Annotated in this window: 15 protein-coding genes; 10 read left to right on the forward strand and 5 right to left on the reverse strand. The window is 73.2% G+C overall.

Annotated elements, in window-relative coordinates; genetic code table 11:
• The first annotated feature begins 1,041 nt into the window (after nt 1–1,041).
• From fxsA to fxsT, 4 genes are all read left to right on the forward strand, one after another.
• The gene (fxsA, locus tag OG982_RS20485; protein ID WP_266784652.1) at nt 1,042–1,242 is read left to right on the forward strand and encodes an FxSxx-COOH cyclophane-containing RiPP peptide; all 201 of its coding nucleotides are present in this window, start codon (nt 1,042–1,044) and stop codon (nt 1,240–1,242) included.
• 99 nt (nt 1,243–1,341) lie between these two features.
• The gene (locus tag OG982_RS20490; protein WP_266949010.1) at nt 1,342–2,601 is read left to right on the forward strand and encodes an FxsB family cyclophane-forming radical SAM/SPASM peptide maturase; all 1,260 of its coding nucleotides are present in this window, start codon (nt 1,342–1,344) and stop codon (nt 2,599–2,601) included.
• Nucleotides 2,598–3,914 carry an HEXXH motif domain-containing protein gene (locus OG982_RS20495; protein ID WP_266784648.1) on the forward strand — a complete coding sequence of 439 codons (1,317 nt, stop codon included), beginning with the start codon at nt 2,598–2,600 and terminating at the stop codon, nt 3,912–3,914. Before OG982_RS20490 ends, OG982_RS20495 begins: the two co-directional genes overlap by 4 nt.
• Before the next feature lie 67 nt (nt 3,915–3,981).
• On the forward strand, nt 3,982–6,996 hold the full coding sequence (gene fxsT, locus OG982_RS20500) for an FxSxx-COOH system tetratricopeptide repeat protein (protein ID WP_266784646.1): 3,015 nt from the start codon (nt 3,982–3,984) through the stop codon (nt 6,994–6,996).
• 93 nt (nt 6,997–7,089) lie between these two features.
• Here the strand turns inward: fxsT and OG982_RS20505 are convergent, their stop codons facing one another.
• The 4 genes from OG982_RS20505 to OG982_RS20520 all read right to left on the reverse strand — a co-directional run bounded on the left by OG982_RS20505 (nt 7,090) and on the right by OG982_RS20520 (nt 15,081).
• Entirely contained in the window at nt 7,090–11,001 is a 3,912-nt protein-coding gene (locus OG982_RS20505; RefSeq protein ID WP_266784644.1) for a multifunctional oxoglutarate decarboxylase/oxoglutarate dehydrogenase thiamine pyrophosphate-binding subunit/dihydrolipoyllysine-residue succinyltransferase subunit, read from the reverse strand.
• Between the two features lie 258 nt (nt 11,002–11,259).
• Nucleotides 11,260–12,348 carry a HAMP domain-containing sensor histidine kinase gene (locus OG982_RS20510; RefSeq protein ID WP_266791818.1) on the reverse strand — a complete coding sequence of 363 codons (1,089 nt, stop codon included), beginning with the start codon at nt 12,346–12,348 and terminating at the stop codon, nt 11,260–11,262.
• 41 nt (nt 12,349–12,389) lie between these two features.
• Nucleotides 12,390–13,130: a response regulator transcription factor gene (locus OG982_RS20515; RefSeq protein ID WP_266784642.1), complete on the reverse strand. Its 741-nt coding sequence runs from the start codon at nt 13,128–13,130 to the stop codon at nt 12,390–12,392.
• Between the two features lie 175 nt (nt 13,131–13,305).
• Nucleotides 13,306–15,081, reverse strand: coding sequence for a glycoside hydrolase family 3 protein (locus OG982_RS20520; RefSeq protein WP_266949012.1), 1,776 nt, complete (start codon nt 15,079–15,081; stop codon nt 13,306–13,308).
• 145 nt (nt 15,082–15,226) lie between these two features.
• Here OG982_RS20520 and OG982_RS20525 point away from each other — a divergent pair, with 145 nt between their 5' ends.
• A complete protein-coding gene (locus tag OG982_RS20525) occupies nt 15,227–15,877 on the forward strand; it encodes a TetR/AcrR family transcriptional regulator (protein ID WP_266784638.1) in 651 nt (216 codons plus the stop codon).
• Nucleotides 15,878–15,911: 34 nt separating this feature from the next.
• Here OG982_RS20525 and OG982_RS20530 read toward each other — a convergent pair whose 3' ends face one another.
• Nucleotides 15,912–16,463, reverse strand: coding sequence for a hypothetical protein (locus tag OG982_RS20530; protein ID WP_266784636.1), 552 nt, complete (start codon nt 16,461–16,463; stop codon nt 15,912–15,914).
• A 108-nt stretch (nt 16,464–16,571) separates the two neighbouring features.
• Between OG982_RS20530 and OG982_RS20535 the strand changes: the two genes are divergently transcribed.
• The 5 genes from OG982_RS20535 (at nt 16,572) to OG982_RS20555 (ending at nt 20,866) form a co-directional block, all read left to right on the forward strand.
• Complete coding sequence (locus OG982_RS20535; RefSeq protein WP_266949014.1) at nt 16,572–17,930, forward strand: hypothetical protein; 1,359 nt, start codon at nt 16,572–16,574, stop codon at nt 17,928–17,930.
• Between the two features lie 140 nt (nt 17,931–18,070).
• Nucleotides 18,071–18,904 (forward strand): helix-turn-helix transcriptional regulator, encoded by an 834-nt coding sequence (locus tag OG982_RS20540; protein WP_266949015.1) that lies wholly within the window; start codon nt 18,071–18,073, stop codon nt 18,902–18,904.
• Between the two features lie 2 nt (nt 18,905–18,906).
• Nucleotides 18,907–19,146, forward strand: coding sequence for a DUF397 domain-containing protein (locus tag OG982_RS20545; protein ID WP_266949016.1), 240 nt, complete (start codon nt 18,907–18,909; stop codon nt 19,144–19,146).
• A gap of 61 nt (nt 19,147–19,207) precedes the next feature.
• Nucleotides 19,208–20,032, forward strand: coding sequence for a sulfurtransferase (locus OG982_RS20550; RefSeq protein WP_266949017.1), 825 nt, complete (start codon nt 19,208–19,210; stop codon nt 20,030–20,032).
• A gap of 78 nt (nt 20,033–20,110) precedes the next feature.
• On the forward strand, nt 20,111–20,866 hold the full coding sequence (locus OG982_RS20555) for a DUF4097 family beta strand repeat-containing protein (protein WP_266949019.1): 756 nt from the start codon (nt 20,111–20,113) through the stop codon (nt 20,864–20,866).
• Nucleotides 20,867–20,948: the final 82 nt, after the last annotated feature.

The raw sequence follows: 20,948 nt of genomic DNA on the forward strand, positions 1-20,948 counted from the left end.
CCGGGCGGCTGGAGGAGGCGGCCGGGCAGCTGGCCGAGGCCCTGGCGGAGCCCGCCGGGGACCCGGAGCTTCGGGTGGCGGCGCTGGTGTGCCTGGCGCGGGTGCACCGGGCGCGGTACGCGAGGGACGCGGACCCGGCGGCCCTGGAGGACGCGGCCGAGGCGTACGGGCGGGCCAGGCGGCTGATCCCCCGGGACGGGGACGCGTACGGGGAGCTGCTGCCCGAGTGGGGCGACGTACTCCTGGCGCGGGCCCGGGCCTCCGACGGGCGGCGGTTCGCGTCCACGGCGGTACGGGTGCTGCGCGAGAGCCGGGCGGCGGTACCGAGGTCGGATCCCCGGGCGGCGCGGCGGCTGCTGCGGCTGGCGGAGGGGCTGCGGCTGCGGCACGTGTACGAGGGGGACCTGGTGGACCTCCGGGAGGCGGAGCACCTGCTGGAACTCGCGGTCCGGCAGAGCCGCGGGCCGCTGGAGCGGGCGCGGGGGTGGCGGGAACACGGCGACGTGCAGCGGGAGATCCACGGGCACACCGGGGCCGCGGAGCGGCTGGACCGGGCGGCGGACTCGTACCGGCGGGCGTGGCGGGCGGCGATGGAGGCGGACGAGGCGGGATGTGACGGGTCGTGCGGGAACGCGGCGGTGCGGTTGGGGGCGGTCGTACAGGGGTTGCGGGGCGAGGTCCTGGAGGCGCTGGCGCGGCCGCGCGCGGCCGTCTCCTCGTACCGCTCGGCGGTGGAACTCTGGGCCCGCGCGGGCGAACCGCCCCCGCCGGCCCTGCTCGCCCGCCTCGGATCCCTGGAGTCCGCCCTCTGACCGGGCCCGGGCCGCGCCGTAGCCCCCGGGGCGCCGCCCCTCACACGCCGCCGGGGCTGGACGGGTGCGGCGCCGCCGCGCAAGCACCCCCGGGCTGCGCCCGTGCTTCCTGGGCTCCGCCCAGACCCGCGCCTCACACGCCGGCGGGGCTGAAAGATCCAGCCCCGCCGGGCGGAGCCGGGGGCGGTGTAGGGCAGGTGGGACACGGACGACCGACGGAGGAGCGCGCATGGTGACTCGGCAGCACGGCAGCGGGAAGGCCGTTCGCAACGCGGGGTGTGCCGGGGAGTTGCCGGATCTTTCCGGGTTGGATCTGGCCGCGTTGCGCGAGATCGAGCATCCTGTGCTCGCGCAGGTCATCGCGGGGATGGTCGAGCGGGTCACCCATCCCGCCGAGATCCTCAACGCCTTCGACTCCGGGGTCGACTGACCCGCGCCGGGCCGGAGTTGACCGCTTTCCGCCGTTAGTCGCGGCCATCCGCAGGGCAGGGATGGACAGTCCTGGGGTCCCCCCGAGGGAGGTACGGCGATGAGGCAGACGGACACCGGCGAGGTCGGGCTGCCCGCCCACCGGCGGCACGCGCCCTGGCCGTACGCGCACCTCGACGTGCCCGCCCTGCGGGCCGCCGGGCACCGGCCTTACCCCATCCGGCAGTTCGTGCTCAAGACCCGCAGCCGCTGCAACCTCGCCTGCACCTACTGCTACGTCTACGCCATGGCCGACCACGGCTGGCGCGATCAGCCCCCCGCCATGACCCCGGACACCGTGGCCCGCGCGGCCCACCGCATCGCCGAGCACGCCGCCGCGCACGAACTGGCCCGCGTCGACCTCGTCCTGCACGGCGGCGAGCCCCTCCTCACCGCCCCCGCCGGGCTGGCCGCGCCCGTCGAGGCCGTACGGGACGCCCTGCGCGGGCGGTCCCCCGGGACCCGGGTCACCGCCACCGTCCAGACCAACGGCACGCTCCTCACCCGGGGCCGGCTCGCCGCCCTCGCCGCCGCCGGGATCCGGGTCGGCGTCAGCCTCGACGGCGGGCTCCCCGTACACAACGCCCGCCGCGTGGACCACGCCGGACAGCCCGGGTTCGGCGCCGCCGCGCGCGGGCTGCGGCTCCTCGCGCGGCACCCCGCGAGCTACGCGGGCGTGCTCTGCGTCGTCGACCTCGCGCAGGACCCGGTGGAGACGTACGAGAGCCTGCTGGCGTTCCACCCGCCCTCGCTCGGCCTGCTGCTGCCGCTCGCCAACTGGAGCGACCCGCCGCCCGGCCGTCCGGGAGGCGGCGGCAGCGACACCCCGTACGCCGACTGGCTCCTGGCCGTCTTCGAACGCTGGTGGCACGACGACACCCGCCGCACCCGGGTCCGCGTCTTCGAGGAGATCATCGCCCTGCTGCTCGGCCTGCCCGCCGCCACCGAGACCCTCGGCCTCGCCCCCGCCACCACCGCCGTGATCGAGACCGACGGCAGCATCGAACAGGCCGACTCGCTGAAATCCGCCTACGAGGGCGCCGCCACCACCGGCCTCACCCTCGACCGGCACACCTTCGACGACCTCCTCGACCACCCGGGACTCGCCGCCCGGCAGCTCGGCCGGGAGGCACTGGCCGCCGGCTGCCGCTCCTGCGAGCTCGTCGACGTCTGCGGCGGCGGCCACTACCCGCACCGCTTCCGCTCCGGAGAGGGATTCCGCCGGCCGTCCGTGTACTGCGCCGACCTCCAGGTCCTGATCAGGCACATCGGCCGGGCACTGCACGAAGCCGCCCATCAGCCCCGGCAGGCCGCCTCATGACCCACCGCACCGAACAGACCCACCGCGACGACCACGCCGCCCGCACCGACGCCCCCGCCCCGCCCGACGCGCTCTGCGGCTTCAGCGTCACCCACCACACCCTGCGCGCCCTGGCCTCCACCGAGCCCTCCGCCGACGGCACCCGCCTGGTGACCGACGTACGCCGCTCCAAGAGGCTCGTCCTGCTGCGCGCCGTCCTCGACGCCGCCCCCGGCGGCCCGGGCGGCGAGAGCGGCGAGCACTGGGCCCTGCTGGAGGAGGCCGAACGGCACGACCCCGACGCGGTGCGCGACGTACTGCACTACCCGGCGACCGGGGTGTGGGCCGAGGAGACCCTGCGCCGGCTGCACGCCCCGTACGGGCCCGCGCCCGACCTCGGCCACCTCGGGGCGCTCGCCGTCGCCGCGGCCCTGCGCGCCGGGATCGGCTTCAAGGCCACCCTGCGGCCCGTGCACGGCCGGCTCGTGCTGCCCACCCTCGGGCTGCTGCGCCCGCAGCGCCCCGGCCCGCTCGCGCTCGACGAGCGGTCCTGGGACGCCGCCGCGGACGCCCTGGCGCTGCACGCCCTGCCCGGCGGGCGGACCGCCCTCGACGACCTCGACCCATACCGGGCCCCCGCCGCCGGGCACCCCGCGCCCGTCCGGCCCGCCCGGCGTCTCACCCCCAAGGGCCACAAGCGCTGGGACACCCAGTGGTCCGGCGCCCTCACCCTGCTGGAGCGCTACGACACCGCCCGCGCGGACGAGATCGGCCTGCTGCTGCGCTCCGTCGTCCCGCTCGGCGGCGGCTCGCGCTCCAGCGGCGCCACCCTGCCCGCCGCCGCCGGCTCACTGCTGGCTCGGGCGCAGGCCCCGCCCGCGCTCGCCGCGACCCTCGTGCACGAGGTCCAGCACGGCAAACTCGCCGCCCTCGCCGACGTCCTCACCCTGCACACCGCCGACCGGACCCCCCGGTTCTGGGCCCCCTGGCGCGCCGACCCGCGCCCGCTGGAGGGGCTGCTGCACGGCGTGTACGCCCATCTGGCCCTGGCCGGGTACTGGCAGCGCGCCGCGCTCTACGGGGCCCGCGGCGCGTGGGCCCAGCACGCCCGGATCCGGGCGCAGGTCGCCGCCGTCCTCCCCGCCATCCGGTCGCGGCCCGAACTCACCTCCGCCGGGCGCGAGTTCACCGACGCCATGGCAGCCGCCGAGAAGGCCATGGACGCGCTGCCGCCGCCCGGCGACCAGTACGCCACCGCCCGCCGGACCCTGGACCGGGAACGGCGCGCCTGGTGCGCGGCACACCCCGAACTCTCCGCGTTCGCAGGGGGCTGACGGCCCGGCAGCTGCGATACCTTGTGCACCCCGTCCACCACCGCCCGGAGCCCAGGGAGACGGCCGCATGACCGGTACCGGTAGTCGTCAGGACCGCGACACGGCAGCGCGGCCGCAGCGGTTCGTCATCAGCTTCGCGGGCTTCAACCGCCCCTGGGCCGTGTGGATCGCCCACCGCCTGGAGGAGCACGGCCACCGCGCCACCCTCCAGCGCTGGGACCCGCAGAGCAGCCCCGGCGTCACCGAGGCCCTCGACGACCTCGCCCGGGGCGGCGACCGGGTGCTCCTCGTCCTCAGCGAGCGCTACTTCTCCGCCGGCACCCTCAGCGACATGCAGGACGCGGAGTGGAACACCGCCCTGCGCGAGGTCACCGACCGCCACCCCGACCGGTTCGCGGCCGTCGGCCTCACCGACGGGCCGCTGCCCAGCGCCGTCGCCGCCCTGGAGAAGACCGACCTGTGGGGCCTGGACGCGTACGAGGCCGAGTACCGCGTGCTGCGCCGGCTGGAGCTGCCCACCGACCGGATCGGCACCGAGACCGGCCGCCGGGGGCCCCGCTTCCCCAACGACCCGCCCGAGATCTGGGGCCGGGTGCCGCGCCGCAACCCCCGCTTCACCGGCCGCAACGACGTCATCGGGAAGCTGCGCGCGGCCCTCGTCGAGGCCCCGCCCGGCGCCGCGGCGGTGACCCTGCTCGGGCTGTCCGGGGTGGGCAAGACGCAGGTCGCCACCGAGTACGCCTACCGGTTCGCCTCCGAGTACGACGTGGTGTGGTGGGTCCCCGCCGAGGACCGGCCCACCCTGCGCGAGCGGCTCGCCGACCTGGCGCCGGCGCTCGGCCTGCCGCGCGGGGCGGGCAGTTACGGCGAGCTGATCCGGGCCGTGCTGGAGGCGCTGCGGCGCGGATCCCCGTACGGGCGCTGGCTGCTGGTGTTCGACGGCTGCGACAACCCGGACGACCTCGCCGACCTGCTGCCCTCCGGCGCGGGCGATGTGATCATCACGTCCCGGAACCGGGAGTGGGCCTCCCGGCACACCAGCCTGGTCGAGGTCCCGCTCTACGCGCGGCCCGAGTCCGTCACGTTCATCCGCCGCCGCGCCCAGCGCCTCACCGGCCCGGAGGCCGACCAGCTCGCCGAGGCGCTGGAGGACTACCCGCTGGCCCTCGACCAGACCGCCGGCTGGCTCGCCGACTCGCCGCTGAGCGTCCGCGAGTACCTGGCGCTGCTGCGGCGCCGGCTGGACTCGTACGAGGCGGTCACCCTCTCCGACGACTACCCGCTGCCGTTCCCCACGGCGCTGGCCATACTGCTCAACAACGTACGGGAGAACTTCCCCGACGCCCTCGCGCTGCTGCGGCTGTTCGTGTTCTTCGCGCCCGGCCGGGTACCGCTGCGGCTGCTGCGCGAGTTCCCCGCCGACGACGTGCCCGAGCACCTGGCCGGGCTGATCAACGACCAGATCCGGTGGAACGCGGCCCTCAACAAGCTCGTGCAGTTCTCGGTGGTCCGCCTGGAGTACTCCGACCTGTCCGTGGAGGAGGGCGGCGGCGGGCTGGAGACCGTCCAACTGCACAGCATGGTCCACAACATCGTCCGGGAGAACCTCGGCCCGGAGGAGTCCGCGCAGCTGTCCCGCGCCGTACGCCAGGTCCTCGCGGCCGCCGACCCCGGCCGGCCCTCCGACGCGCGGTTGTGGCCGCAGTACGCCGAGCTGATCCCGCACCTGGAGACCGCCGGGGTGCTGACCAGCACCAACCCCCGGATCCAGGCCTTCCTGTTGCAGTGCCTGCGGTACCTGGTGCTGGCGGGGGAGTTCCGGACCTGCCTGCGATTGTGCGAGGAGACCGACCACGTCTGGCGGTCCATGCTGGGCGACGACCACCCCAACGTGCGCGAACTCGGCTACCAGTACGGGGGAGCGCTGCGCAACCTCGGGATGTTCCGCCGCGCCGAGACGCTGACCCGCGCGGTCGCCGACCGGCTGCGGGAGGAGCGGGGCGAGCGCGACCTGGAGACGCTGCGGGCCACCGCCGCGTATGGGGGCGTGCTGCTGTGCATCGCCAAGTTCGAACCGGCGCGGGAGCTGTTCGAGCAGGGGCTGGCGACGTACCGCGAACTGCTGGGGGAGGACGACTCGACGACGCTGAACGCGCAGAACAACCTGGCCGCGACGTACCGGCTGCTGGGGCGCTACCAGGAGGCGTACGACCTGGACCTGGACACCCTGCGGCGGCGCGAGCGGGTGCTGCGCGCGCAGCACATCTCGACGCTGTCCTCGGGCATCGCCTGCGCGATGGGGCTGCGGCTGATGGGCCGATACCGGGAGGCGCAGACCCGGCAGGAACAGGGCGTCAAGCTCAACACCCAGGTGCTGGGCCCGGACCACCCGCAGACCCTGCGGGCCGAGCACAACCTCGGCATGTGCCTGCGCAGGTCCGGGGACATCCCGGGGGCGGGGCTGCGGCTGCGGGGGGTGTGGGAGCGGGCCACGCGGGTGCTGGGGGTGGACTACCCCTGGACCCTGATGGTCGCCTCCGACTACGCGACCTACCTGCGGGAGTACGGGGACGTCGGCGAGGCCCGGCGGATCTCGGAGCACGTGATCCGCGGCTACCAGTCGCAGCTGGGGCTGGCCCACCCGTACAGCATCGGTACGGTCGGCAACCTCGGGCTGGTGCTACGGGCGCAGGGCGAGCGGACGGAGGCGCTGTCGCTGGCGGAGCAGGCGCTGGTCGGGATGCGGGGCGCGCTGGGGGAGCGGCACCCGTGGACCCTGGGCTGCGCCCTGAACGCGACCGGGCACCGCAACATCACGGGGCGGCTGGACGACGCGCTGTCCCTGAGCCGGGAGACGCTGCGGGCGGCGCACCAGGTCCTGGGCCCGGACCACCCCATGACCCTGAGCGCCGAGATCGCCCTGGCGGCGGACCTGCGGTCGGTCCGCGAGGACGCGGAGGCCGCGAAGCACGAGGACGCGGGCATCAAGGCGCTCACCCGCACGCTGGGCGCCCAACACGTCCACACGGTCTCCGCCAAACAACGCACCCGCCCGTACTGGGACTTCGAGCCGCAACCGTAGTGCCTTCCGGCCACGCCGGCGAGGCTGGAGATGCCGGAAGGCCCGGCCCCTTGGCAGGGGCCGGGCCTTCTACGGTTCAAGCCGGCGCAGCGATCAGGCTTCGAAGACCTCGTTCAGGAGGAGCTGCTGCTCCGCCTGGTGGCGCTTCGCGGAGCCGACGGCCGGGGAAGAGCCGTGCGGGCGCGAGACGCGGCGCAGGCGCTCGCCCGCCGGGACCTCGGCGCCGACCGCCAGGTCGAGGTGGTCGATCAGGTTCAGCGCGATGAACGGCCACGCACCCTGGTTCGCCGGCTCCTCCTGGGCCCAGATGTACTTCGCCGCGTTCGGGAACTTGGCGATCTCCGCCTGGAGTTCCGCACCCGCCAGCGGGTACAGCCGCTCGATGCGGATGATCGCGGTGTCCGTGATGCCGCGCTTCTCCCGCTCGGCCTCCAGGTCGTAGTAGACCTTGCCCGCGCAGAACACGACCTTGCGGACCGCGTTCGGGTCACCCGCTCCGGAGGAGACGCGCGTGTCGCCGATCACCGGGCGGAAGGAACCGCTGGTGAACTCCTCGGCCTTCGACGCCGCCGCCTTCAGACGCAGCATCGACTTCGGGGTGAAGACGATCAGCGGCTTGTGGTGCGGGTTGTGGACCTGCCAGCGCAGCAGGTGGAAGTAGTTCGAGGGCAGGGTCGGCATGGCGACCGTCATGTTGTCCTGCGCGCACATCTGCAGGAAGCGCTCCGGACGCGCGGACGAGTGGTCCGGGCCCTGGCCCTCGTAGCCGTGCGGGAGCAGGAGCGTGACGCCGGAGGTCTGGCCCCACTTCTGCTCCGCCGAGGAGATGAACTCGTCGACGACGGTCTGCGCGCCGTTGACGAAGTCACCGAACTGGGCCTCCCAGAGGACCAGCGCGTCCGGACGGGCCAGCGAGTAGCCGTACTCGAAGCCCATCGCCGCGTACTCGGAGAGCAGCGAGTCGTAGACGTTGAAGCGGGCCTGCTCGTCCGACAGGTACTGCAGCGGGGTGTAGTCCTCGCCCGTCTCCCGGTCGATCAGCACCGCGTGGCGCTGGCCGAACGTGCCGCGGCGGGAGTCCTGGCCCGACAGGCGGACCGGGGTGCCCTCCATCAGCAGCGAGCCGAAGGCGAGGGTCTCGCCCATGCCCCAGTCGATGGTGCCCTCGTCGATCATCGCCGCGCGGCGCTGCAGCTGCGGCAGCAGACGCGGGTGCACGGTGACGTGCTCGGGGATGTTGACCTGGGACTCGGCGATCCGCTTCACGACGTCCTGGGACACCGCGGTGCTCATCGAGACCGGGAAGTCGGCCTGCGCGCCCGGGGTGACCGGCGCGGCGCCCGCGGGCTGCGTGGCGGCCTCGCGGACCTCCGCGAAGACCTTCTCCAGCTGGCCCTGGAAGTCCTGGAGCGCCTGCTCGGCCTCTTCCAGCGTGATGTCGCCGCGACCGATGAGGGACTCGGTGTACAGCTTGCGCACCGAGCGCTTCTTGTCGATCAGGTCGTACATCAGCGGCTGGGTGAACGCCGGGTTGTCCGACTCGTTGTGACCGCGGCGGCGGTAGCAGATGAGGTCGATGACGACGTCCTTGTTGAACGCCTGGCGGAACTCGAACGCCAGACGGGCAACGCGGACGACCGCCTCCGGGTCGTCGCCGTTCACGTGGAAGATCGGCGCCTCGATCATGCGGGCCACGTCGGTCGCGTACATCGAGGAACGCGAGGACTCCGGGGCGGCGGTGAAGCCGACCTGGTTGTTGATGACCACGTGCACGGTGCCGCCGGTGCGGTAGCCGCGCAGCTGCGACATGTTCAGCGTCTCGGCGACGACACCCTGGCCGGCGAAGGCCGCGTCACCGTGCAGGGCCAGCGGCAGGACGGTGAAGTCCGTGCCGCCCTTGTTGATGACGTCCTGCTTGGCGCGGGCGACACCCTCCAGGACCGGGTCCACCGCCTCCAGGTGCGAGGGGTTGGCGACGAGCGAGACCTTGATCTGCTCGCCGTCCAGGCCGGTGAAGGTGCCCTCGGCGCCCAGGTGGTACTTGACGTCGCCGGAGCCGTGCATCGACTTCGGGTCGAGGTTGCCCTCGAACTCGCGGAAGATCTGCGCGTACGACTTGCCGACGATGTTGGCCAGCACGTTCAGGCGGCCGCGGTGGGCCATGCCGATGACGACCTCGTCGAGGCGGGCCTCGGCCGCGGAGTCGATGACCGCGTCGAGCAGCGGGATGACGGACTCGCCGCCCTCCAGGGAGAACCGCTTCTGGCCGACGTACTTCGTCTGCAGGAAGGTCTCGAAGGCCTCCGCCGCGTTCAGGCGGCGCAGGATCCGCAGCTGCTCCTCGCGCTCCGGCTTGGAGTGCGGGCGCTCGATGCGGTCCTGGATCCAGCGGCGCTGCTTCGGGTCCTGGATGTGCATGAACTCGACGCCGGTGGTGCGGCAGTACGAGTCGCGCAGCACGCCGAGGATGTCGCGGAGCTTCATCATCGACTTGCCGGAGAAGCCGCCGACCGCGAACTCGCGCTCCAGGTCCCACAGGGTGAGGCCGTGCTCGGTGATGTCGAGGTCGGGGTGCTTGCGCTGCTTGTACTCCAGCGGGTCGGTGTCGGCCATGACGTGGCCGCGGACCCGGTAGGAGTGGATGAGCTCGAAGACGCGGGCGGCCTTCGTGACGTCGTCGTCGTGCGAGGCGTCGATGTCCCGGAGCCAGCGGACCGGCTCGTACGGGATGCGCAGCGCCTCGAAGACGTCGTCGTAGAAGCCGTTCTCGCCCAGCAGCAGGTTCGCGACGATGCGCAGGAACTCGCCGGAGGCCGCGCCCTGGATGACCCGGTGGTCGTAGGTCGAGGTCAGGGTCATGACCTTGGAGATGCCCAGCTTGTTCAGGGTGTCCTGGGAGGTGCCCTGGAACTCGGCGGGGTAGTCCATGGAGCCGACGCCCATGATGACCGACTGTCCGGGCATCAGGCGGGGCACGGAGTGGACGGTGCCCAGGCCGCCGGGGTTGGTCAGCGAGACGGTGACGCCGGTGAAGTCGTCCATCGTCAGCTTGCCGACGCGGGCGCGGCGGACGATGTCCTCGTACGCCTGCCAGAACTCGAAGAAGTTGAGGGTCTCGGCCTTCTTGATGCCGGCGACGACGAGCTGGCGGTCGCCGTTCGGCTTCACCAGGTCGATCGCGAGGCCGAAGTTCACGTGCTCCGGCTTGACCAGGGTCGGCTTGCCGTCCTTCTCCGCGAAGGAGTGGTTCATCGCCGGCATGGCCTTGATGGCCTGCACCATCGCGTAGCCGATCAGGTGCGTGAAGGAGATCTTCCCGCCCCGGGCGCGCTTGAGGTGGTTGTTGATGACGATGCGGTTGTCGAACAGCAGCTTCACCGGGACGGCGCGGACGGACGTGGCCGTCGGGACGTCGAGGGAGGCGTTCATGTTCTTCGCCACGGCCGCTGCCGGGCCGCGGAGCGTCACCAGTTCGGGGCCCGTGGGGGCCTCGGTGGCGGGCGCGGCCTTCGGGGCGGCGGGAGCGGCGGCGGCCGGAGCCTGGGCCTGAGGGGCAGGAGCGGCCGGTGCGGCGGCCGGGGCCTGGGAGGTGACAGTCACAGCAGGGGCACCAGAGGGGGTGGCAGGAGCAGGGGCAGGAGCTGACACAGGCGTGGGCGCGGAGGCCGTCGAGGGGGCCGCGGCGCGCGCCGCCCCCGTGGCGGCGGCGTCGGCGGCCTGCGGGGCCTGGGCGGCGGCGGGGCTGGCGGCCTGTGCGGAGGCGCCATCCGTCGTCGTCACGGACTTCTTCTCATCCGGCTTGGCCGGAGCGGCGGCAGTGCCCCCCGGCTTGTAGTCGGCGAAGAAGTCCCACCAGGCCCGGTCGACCGAATTCGGGTCCTGGAGGTACTGCTGGTAGATCTCGTCGACGAGCCACTCATTCGCGCCGAAGCCTGAGGCGGGGTTCTTCCCGCCCTCTGCTGCTTCGGTCGTGGTGCTCGGGTTACTCGGGGACTGTGGCGACACGGCGGCAACCGCCCTCTTCCGCTTCACAAGGTATGGACAGCGGGAATAAAGGCTACGCCTCCCGGGCCGCTGGATGCAGACCGGGCGGGACTTACGTCGCGTAGGTCACATCGAACGGCGGGTTTCGCCGCCTGGAATGGCGGGAAACAAGCGTGGTTCGGGTAGGGGGCATCGCGGTTGCGGCCCCCTTGGCTTCGCACCCCTGACGGACCCCGGCGCGTGTGGCCGAGATCATGTCCTTCCCACTCGAACCCTACGTCAAAGTGACGCCTGCGAGCTGCCTGGAAGGGTGACAAGGATTCGGCAGCCCCGTGACGATTCGGCCACGCCGATGTATCCGCCGTGCAGCTCCACGGCCCAGCGGGCGATGGCCAGGCCCAGGCCGGTGCCCCCGTCGCCGCCGTGGGCGCCGCCCCGGTTGAAGCGCTCGAAGACCCGGTGGCGCTCCTCCTCCGGGATGCCGGGGCCTTCGTCCCGCACCTCCACGGTCAGGCTGCCGGGCGCGTGGCCGGCCCGGGCGCGGACGGTGACCCGGCCGTGCGTGGGGCTGTGCTTGACGGCGTTGTCGATCAGGTTCGCCACCACCTGGTGCAGCCGCTCGGCGTCCGCGTACGCGGTCAGGTCGGGCGGGAACACGTCCAGGTGGAGGTGGACGTCGTTGCGGGTGTGCCCGCCGGAGCCGGTGGACAGCCCCGGGCGGCCGGCGGCCGCCAGGTTCGACTCCTTGAGCACCCCCGACAGGTACGGCCACACCTCGAAGCGGCGCGCCCGTAGGGGCACCACCCCGTTGTCGACCCTGGACAGGTCCAGCAGGGTGCCCACCAGCCGCCCGAGGCGCTCGGTCTGCTTGAGCATCGTGCGCATGGTCTCGGGATCGGCGGCCGAGACCCCGTCGACGACGTTCTCCAACACCGCCCGCAGGGCCGCGATCGGCGTGCGCAGCTCGTGCGAGACGTTGGCGACCAGCTCCTTGCGGTGCCGGTCCACCGCCTCCAGGTCGTCGGCCATCAGGTTGATCGTCGAGGCCAGGTCGCCCAGCTCGTCGCGGCGGCCGGCCCCGCGCACCCGGCGCGTGTAGTCGCCGCGGGATATCGCCCGGGCGACGGTCGTCATGTCGTCCAGCGGCGCGGTCAGGCTGTGCGCCACGAACTGGGTGATCAGCATCGAGGCGATCACCGAGAAGACCGTGATGAAGCGCAGCTCGGTGTCGGTGCGCAGGGCCACCAGCAGCAGGCCCGTCGTGATGAAGACCGAGACCACGACGAGCGTGCCCAGCTTGGTCTTGATCGAGAACGGTGAGAAGGGCCGCAGGCCGTTGCCGTGCCTCAGGGCGCTGACCGGGCGCAGGCCGCCGCTCGGACGCGGCCCGCCGCACTGACCCCGGCCGCTCACGCCTGGGCCGGGGTCTCCAGGGCGTACCCGACGCCGTGGACCGTACGGATCCGCTCCGCGCCGATCTTCCGGCGCAGGGCCTTGATGTGGCTGTCGACCGTACGGGTCCCGGACGCGTCGGCCCAGTCCCACACCTCGGCCAGCAGCTGCTCCCGCGAGAGCACCGCGCGCGGCGTCCCGGCCAGGCAGACCAGCAGGTCGAACTCGGTCGGCGTCAGGTGCACGTCCTCGGTGTGCACCCGGACCCGGCGCTGCGCGTGGTCGATCTCCAGATCGCCCAGGCGCAGGGTGGCCCCGCGCGGCGCGGTCGCGGCGAGCGTGGCCCGCTCGACCCGGCGCAGCAGTACGTGGACGCGCGCGGCCAGCTCGCGCATCGAGAACGGCTTCGTCATGTAGTCGTCCGCGCCGACCCCGAGCCCGACCAGCATGTCGGTCTCGTCGTCCCGGGCGGTGAGCATCAGCACCGGTACCGGCCGCTGGGCCTGGACCCGGCGGCAGACCTCGAGCCCGTCGAACCCCGGCAGCATGACGTCCAGTACCAGCAGCTCGGGCAGCCAGCTCTCGGCGGCCGCCACGGCGGCCGGGCCGTCGTACGCCGTCTGCACCTGGAATCCCTCGGCGCGCAGCCGGGCCGAGATGGCGTCGGCGATGGTGTGGTCGTCCTCGACCACCAGCACGCGCCGCTGGGCACCTGGGGTGGCCGCGGCGCCATTGTGGGTGGTGTGTGTCTGTTCCATGTCCCGCCCCTGAAGATCCCGCGTGATGGGGTGCAGCGTAGAGGAGGCACCGGCCTGCGGCTATGCGGGGTTCGGACAGGGATGGCTGCGGAGAGTGAGGTGCCGGGCGCCCGTCCCCCCACGGAACGGGCGCTCGGCATATGCGGGGCCGTCAGGAGCCCCGCAGTATGTGGAATCAGAGATTCAGCCCATGGCCGAATGTGAAGACCGGATTTTCCGTGTCGTTCGGCACATCCGGACGGGAAACCGCGACGGCCGCCATCGAGCGGGGCAGCTCGAACGGGAGCCGGCCCTCGGGGACGGCGCGGCCGAAGGCGACGTCCAGCAGGGCCGCGTCCGAGGCGCCGTAGTCGGCGATCAGCGCGGCGGCCCGCTCGGCGATCTCGGGGATGACGGCGGCCCGCTCCAGGTTGATGCAGACCAGCGTGGGGACCGCGTCGAGGAGGGCGAGGATCTTCGCCAGCTCCGGCTCGGGGAAGGCCAGCGAGCCCGAGTGGAAGAAGGACTCGAAGACGTTCTCGCGGGGTTCGTACGGGGTGCGCAGCCGCAGCACCGCCAGATCGGCCCCGGCCGGGTCCGGGGCCACCTCCCCGTACTCGGCGGCGACGGCGGCGTCCACGTTCTCGACGTACAGCCGGGGCCGGGGCCCGGGCCCGTCCGCCAGCGGGAGGAAGCCGCCGGGGTTGGTCAGGACGGTCAGCGAGCGGCGCTGGGCGGCCGCGCCCAGGGCCGTGAAATCGGCCCGGCCCACCGTCCGCGCGGCCGCGTCCGGATCCACGTACGGGTTCTCGAACAGGCCCAGCGTGAACTTCTCCCGCAGCAGCCGGCGCACCGAGGCGTCGATCCGGGACTCGGGGATCCGGCCCGAGCGGACCAGCTCGACGACCACCTCCGGGCACTGCTCGCCGCCGAACTGGTCGCAGCCCGCCTCCAGCGCGCGGGCCGCCCGCTCGGCGACCGTCAGGTGCTCCACGCCCCAGGCGCGCGCAGGGTGGACCTCGCCGAAGATCGACGCGTCGTTCAGCAGCCCCCAGTCGGTGCAGACGATGCCCTCGAAGCCGAGCTCCTCGCGGAGCAGGCCGGTGACCACGCCCTCGTTGAAGCCGAAGCCGACCTCTTCCCAGTCCGTGCCGATCGGCTGGCCGTAGTACGGCATCATCTGCGCGCAGCCCGCCGCGACCGCCGCCCGGAACGGCTCCAGGTGGTGCTCGCGCATCCCGCCCGGGTAGACCTGCTCCTTGCCGTGGGCGAAGTGCGGGTCCTCGCCGTCCTTCTGGGGCCCTCCGCCCGGGAAGTGCTTGACCATGGCCGACACCGACCCGGCGCCGAGCCGGTCGCCCTGGAGGCCGCGTACGTACGCCCCCACGAGCTCGCTCGTCAGCCGGGCGTCGGAGCCGAAGGTGCCGGTCTGGCGGGCCCAGCGGGGTTCGCTGGCCAGGTCGATCTGCGGGTGCAGGGCGACCCGGAACCCGACGGCGAGGTACTCGCGGCGGACGGTGTCGGCGAAGCGGTGGACGAGTTCGGGGTCGCCGATCGCGGCGAGGCCGAGGGCCTCCGGCCAGGCGGAGAAGGCGCCCGCGTTGAAGGAGGCGCCGACGTTGTCGGTGAAGGCGTGCCGGGGGTCGGTGGAGAGGGTGACCGGGATGCCGAGGCGGGTGGCGGCGGCCATCTCCTGGACGGCGTTCTGCCACTGGGCCATCTCGCGGGCGCCGTAGGTGCCCAGCAGGTTGAAGTGGCTGAGGAGGCGGCCCTCGATCAGCTCGGGGGTGGTGAACGGGAGCATCGAGCCGTCGGTCTCGGTGACCGGGGTGCCGTCCGCGTTCATCATCAGCATCGCGTGGAAGAGCTGGCCGGCCTTCTCCTCCAGCGTCATCCGGGCGAGCAGGTCCTCGACGCGTCGCTCCACGGGGAGGGCGGGGTCCTTGTAGGCGGGGGAGGGCGTCGCGGTCATGGCGGAACTCCTGAGCTCCCGGGAACGGGCTGCGTGGCGGGCGCTTCGGCCCGGAGCCCCACGGTAAGCGCGAAAACCTAGTGCCCACTAGGTTTTCGCGTGTGGCCTGGATCACAGGATCCGGGCACCCCCTAGGGTGGTCCGCATGGCACAGGACAGCGGGGCGGCCCGGCGGAAGACCGCGGCGGCGCGCGGGAGCTACGCGGTGGGCGACGCCCGCCGGCAGAAGATCCTCGACACCGCCGTGGAGCACTTCGCCCAGTGGGGGTTCCACGCCTCCTCGCTGGCCCGGATCGCCCGCGACTGCGGGATCACCCAGGGCGGGCTGCTGCACCACTTCCGCGGCAAGGAGGACCTGCTGCTGTCCGTCCTGGCCCAGAGCGAGCGCCGCGACGTCGAGCGGCTGTTCGGCGAGCCGGCCGAGTCCGTCGCCGCGTACTACGCGAGCGTCGTCGCCCTCGCCGAGGACAACACCCGCCGGCCCGGCCTCGTCCGGATGTTCCACACCCTGGTCGGCGAGGCCGGCAACCCCGGCCACCCGGCGCACGCGTACTTCACACAGCGCTACGAGCGGGTCCTCGGCCACACCGTCGCCGTCCTGGAGGCGGGCGTGGCGCGGGGCGAGCTGCGCCCCGACACCGACTGCGAGGGCGCCGGCCGGGAGGTCCTCGCCGTCATGGACGGCCTCCAGATCCAGTGGGTGCTGGCCCCGGAGGCCTTGGACATGCCGGAGCGGCTGCGCGGCTTCCTGGACCGGCAGCTGCGCGGGATGTCGGCTCCGGGGCGGGCCGCCTAGTGCGGTGACCGGAAAGGTTCACCGGGTCGCGGCACTAGCCGTCGAAGGACGGCAGTTCGGACAGGACGTCCTGCAGGCCCGACGGGACCGACCCGTCGGCCGTGACCACCTCGAAGCCGCCGTGGACGAAGACGTACGTGAAGCCGTCGTACACGGTTCCGCCGCTTTTCGAGACCCGGGGCAGGTGGGCGAAGTCGGCCGCCTGGAGCGCGGAGCGCAGCCGCCGCAGCTGGTCGGGGGGCAGCTTTCCGGTGCCGATCGGCTTGGCCTTCGCGTCCAGCCGGGTCCACGAGCCGTCGCCCTTGATCAGCAGGCTGTTGGTCTTCCCGGCGAAACCGCCGCTGCGGGTGACCGTGACCAGGCGCTCGGCCGCGGAGGTGGGAGCCGGGGCGGACGAAGAGCCGGACGAGGCCGCCGGGCCGGGGCTCGTGGGCGGCGACTGCGAGTCCGAGGGGCCCGGGGCCGATGTCGCGACCGGGGACGGGACCGAGGTCGGGGACGGGGTCGGGCTCGCGGAGGCCCCGCCCGAATCGCCGCCCGCACCGCATCCGCCCAGGATCACCGCACCCAGAAGCGCCGTGGCCATCGCTCGTAGCGCTCGCACACCCCCACCTCCCCGTGGAACCGGACCGAACCCCGAGTATGGAGGCTCCCGCACCCCTGTGGACAGCACTTGGAGGCAGTGATCAGCCGCATGGCTCCCTGGCGCTGGCTCCCGCCGCTGCTCGCCGTCCTCCTCGGCCTCTGGGGCCTGGAACGCGGCGGCCACGGCGGCAGCATGTGGCGCGACGAGTCCGTCACCTGGCAGGCGGCGCACCGCCCGCTCGGCGGCCTGTGGGCGCTCCTCGGCGAGGTGGACGCCGTCCACGGGCTGTACTACCTGCTGATGCACGGCGTCTTCGCCCTCTGGGACGGCGGCCTGTGGGCGCTGCGGCTGCCGTCCGTCGCCGCCACCGCGCTGGCCGCCGCCGGGGTCGCCGCCGTCGGGCGCCGGCTGGCGGGGGAGCGGGCCGAGGGCGAGCGGGCCGCGCTGCTCGCCGGGCTTTGCTACGCCGTGCTGCCGCCCGTGCAGACGTACGCGCAGGAGGGGCGCTCGTACGCCCTGGTCGCCGCGGCGGTGGTGTGGGCGACGTACCTGATGCTCCGCGAGCGCTGGGTCGCGTACACGGTGGTGATGCTGCTGGGGTGCTGGCTCCACGAGTTCGCGGTACTGGCCCTGCTCGCGCACGCGTTCACGGCCCGGCGGGCGCGCGGCTGGCGGTGGAGCGCCGGGGCGGTGGTGGCGCTGCTGCTGCCGCTGGCGGTGGTCAGCCTGCGGCAGGCGGAGCGGCAGCTGGGCTGGCTCGGGCGGCCGAGCTGGCAGGACTGGGCGGCGTACGGGGTGGTCGCGGGCCTGTCGCTGCTGCTGGCGCGCGGGGCCGGGCGGGAACTCGTACGGGTGGCGCTGCCGTTGGTGCTGCTGCCGCCGGGGCTGCTGATGGTGGTCTCACTGGTGAACCCCTGGTACGTCGACCGGTACGTGCTCTACGCGCTCGCGGGGTTCGCCCTGCTGGCGGGGGCGCGGCTGGCGTGGGCGCGGGCCTGGTGGACGTGGGCGCTGGTGGCCGCGGTGCTGGTGGGCCTCGGGTTCTGGTCGGCGTGGCTGCGGACGCCCGAGAGCCGCAAGGACGACGTGCTCGCGGTGGCCGCGGCGGTACGCGAGCGGGCCCGGCCCGGGGACGCGGTGCTCTTCATGCCGGCGCGGCGGCGCGAGTGGCTGCTGTCCTCCCCGGACGTGTACGCCGGCGTGCGCGACCTGGCCCTCGACCGCTCCCCGGCCGCCTCGCACAGCCTGTGGGGTACGGAGCTGGGCCCGGGGGAGATCCGGGCACGGCTGGCGGCGGCGCCGCGGGTACTGGCGCTGCTGGACCCGGCGGGGCAGCCGCTGGACCCGTATCCGGCGGAGGTGGCGAAGCGGGAGGCGCTGGCCGCGGGGTTCGAGCTGTGCGGGGTGAGCGAGGTCCGGGGGGCGAGGGTGGCGCTGTACGCACGGCCGGGACTCTGTGCAACGTAGGGCGTCAAATTACACCGCTATCTTGCGAATTGAGGGTGGCGGGCGTGACTTTCCGCATTCGCATCACTGCGCTGGGCGCACGGGTCTACCGTTTTTCGTGACCCTGAGCGGCGCGGTATCCGGTGGAGTGGAGAAGCCCTATGGCGAAGGCGGACAACAAGGCGACGGCGAGCGGGGTGACCCGTCTCGTGGCCCGTCTGGCGCGCGCGTTACGGGAGAGGGAGAAGCTCACGCAGACGGCGCTGGGGGAGAAGCTGGGGTACACGGGCTCCGCGATCAGCGCGCTGGAGACGTGTGCGCAGCCTCCGAGCGACGAGATGCTGGTGGCGCTGGAGCAGACGATCGGGGGCGGTCTCGGGGTCTTCGAGGAAGCGCGGGAATGGGTGCGGCTGGAGAAGTTCCCGCAGCACTTCCAGGACTTCGCCTTGCTGGAGAAGCAAGCCCTGACGCTGTCGATGTTCGAGACCCAGGTGATCAGTGGTCTGTTTCAGACCGACGCCTATGCCCGAGCGCTGATCGCGGGTGGCTTTCCGGTGCTTTCGGACCAGCGGGTCGAGGAACTGGTCGAGGTGCGGCTGGCAAGGAAGGCTCTCTTCGAGAGGGAGCCTGTAGCGCTCATCGAGCTCATCCTGGATGAGGCCGCATTGCACCGGGCGGTTGGAAGCAGGGACATCATGCGTGATCAGTACCAACATCTGGCTGAACTCGCCCATCGTCGTAATGTCACTGTTCAGATCCTCCCCCTTGACTGCGGGTTCGCCGGAGAGCAGGCGGGTTTGCGCGGCGGAGGAATGACCCTCATCGAAACCCTCAAACATGAGCGGCTGGTCTACATGGAGCCGCAGGATGAAAGCCTGTTGCTTAGCGACCTGGCAAAGGTAAGTGTGTACTCGCAGCGATATGCGAAGATCCGCGCACAGGCCCTCGGCCCGCGTGAATCGCTGGGCCTTATCAAGAAGTTGGCAGGAGAGTAGCAATGAGTGGCACCCTGCGGTGGTTCAAGTCCAGCTACAGCAGCGACAGCGGCGGCCAGTGCGTCGAGGTGGCCTACGACTGGCACAAGTCGAGCTACAGCAACGATGGCGGCGGCGCGTGCGTTGAAGTTGCGACCTGCACCCACGCAGTCCACGTCCGGGACTCCAAGGACCTCGCCGTCCCGTCCCTGACCTTGGCGCCCTCGGTCTGGGCCGACTTCACCACCTGGGCCGCGCGCTAGGTAGCGGAGGATGTACGGCGGGCCGCCTCCCGTGGCCCGCCGACTCTTCCGGAGGTTGCGCATGACCGGCCCGCTCGTGGGGATCGACTGGCTGGAGGAGCGCCTCGGCGCGCCCGGACTCGTGGTGTTCGACGCCTCCGTCGGCGCGCACCGCGGGGCGGACCACCGGATTCCGGGGGCCCGGCCCTTCGATCTGGACGGCGCCCTGTCCGACCACGACGCCGCCGCCCCGCACACCATGCCGTCGGCCGCCGCGTTCACCGAGGCGATGCGGGAGCTCGGTGTCGACGACACCGCCACCGTGGTCGTCTACGACGGCGTCGGCATCTACTCCAGCGCCCGCGCCTGGTGGATGCTGCGCGCCATGGGCTTCGACCGGGCCGCCGTGCTGGACGGCGGACTGCCCGCTTGGACGGCCGCCGGGCTGCCCGTCGAGGCCACCGGCCCGGCGTACGAGGGCCCGCGCGGCTCCTTCACGGCCCGCCCCCGCCCGGGATCGCTGGTGGACGGTGCCACCGTCGAGGCCGCCCTGACCGACCCGGCCGTCGCCGTCCTCGACGCCCGCACCCGCGAGCGGTTCGCCGGAACGGCTCCCGAACCCCGGCCGGGGCTGCGCGGCGGGCACATGCCGGGGGCGGTGAACCTGCCGTTCGGGGACCTCCAGGACCCGGCCGGCCGGATGCGCCCCGCCGCCGAGCTCCGCGACGCCTTCGCGGCGGCGGCCGGGGCGCGCGAGCGCCTCGTCCTCAGCTGCGGCTCCGGCGTCACGGCCTGCGTCCTCGCCCTGGGGGCCGACCTCGCGGGCTACGGCGATCTCGCCGTGTACGACGGCTCGTGGAGCGAATGGGGCGTCCCCTCGGCGCTGCCGGTGGTGACGGGCCCGTAGGACCGGGGGGATAACCCCACCCCGGGTCCGGGTACCGGCCCCATCGGACCGGCGGGGCCGCGGCCCCAGACTCGGGGCATGGCTTATCACACCACGTCAACCCGGCTCCTCCCCACGGCGGTCGCCGCGCTCGCGGCCGGGCTGCTGCTCTCCGGCTGCTCGTTCGGCGAGGGCGACCGCAAGACCGCCACCGCCGACGCCGAAGTCACCGAGGCGGTCACCGCGGTCGAGGTCACCGGGGGCCGGCACGGCTCCATCGAGGTCACCCCCGGCAAGGGGCCCGGCGTCACGGTCCACCGCACCGTCCACTACCGCGGCGACGCCCGGCCCACGCCCGGCCAGCGGGTCTCGGGCGACGGCGTGCTGACCTTCAGCCACGGCTGCACGGGCAGCTGCTACGTCGACTACCGCCTGGAGGTCCCCGCCACCGCCACGGTCCGGCTGGACAACAGCAGCGGCCGGATCTCGGTGGCCGGTGTGGCGGGAGCCGAGCTGGTCTCCGACTCCGGGTCGGTCCGGGCCGAGCGGATCGCGGGCCCGCTGAAGATCCGTACCTCCTCGGGCGACATCACGGCCGCCGGCCTGACCGGCCCGAGCGCGGACGTCCGCTCCGACTCCGGCGACGCCCGGGTGGACTTCGCCGCGCCGCCGGCCTCCCTCGCGGCGCGGACCACGTCCGGCGACGTCACCCTGAAGGTCCCCTCGGCCCCGTACCGGGTGGACGTCTCCACCAGCTCCGGCGACCGCGCCGTCTCGGTGCCGACCTCCCCCTCGGCCGCGTCCCGCCTCTCGGCGAAGACCACCTCGGGCGACGTCAGCATCTCCGCCCCGTAACGGACGAGGACCGGCCCGTGCCGGAGGGTGTTCGCCCGAGGCGAACGGCGGCCCGGGAACATTGCGGCGCTCAGGTGCATTG

Source organism: Streptomyces sp. NBC_01551, from assembly GCF_026339935.1.
GTDB lineage: Bacteria > Actinomycetota > Actinomycetes > Streptomycetales > Streptomycetaceae > Streptomyces.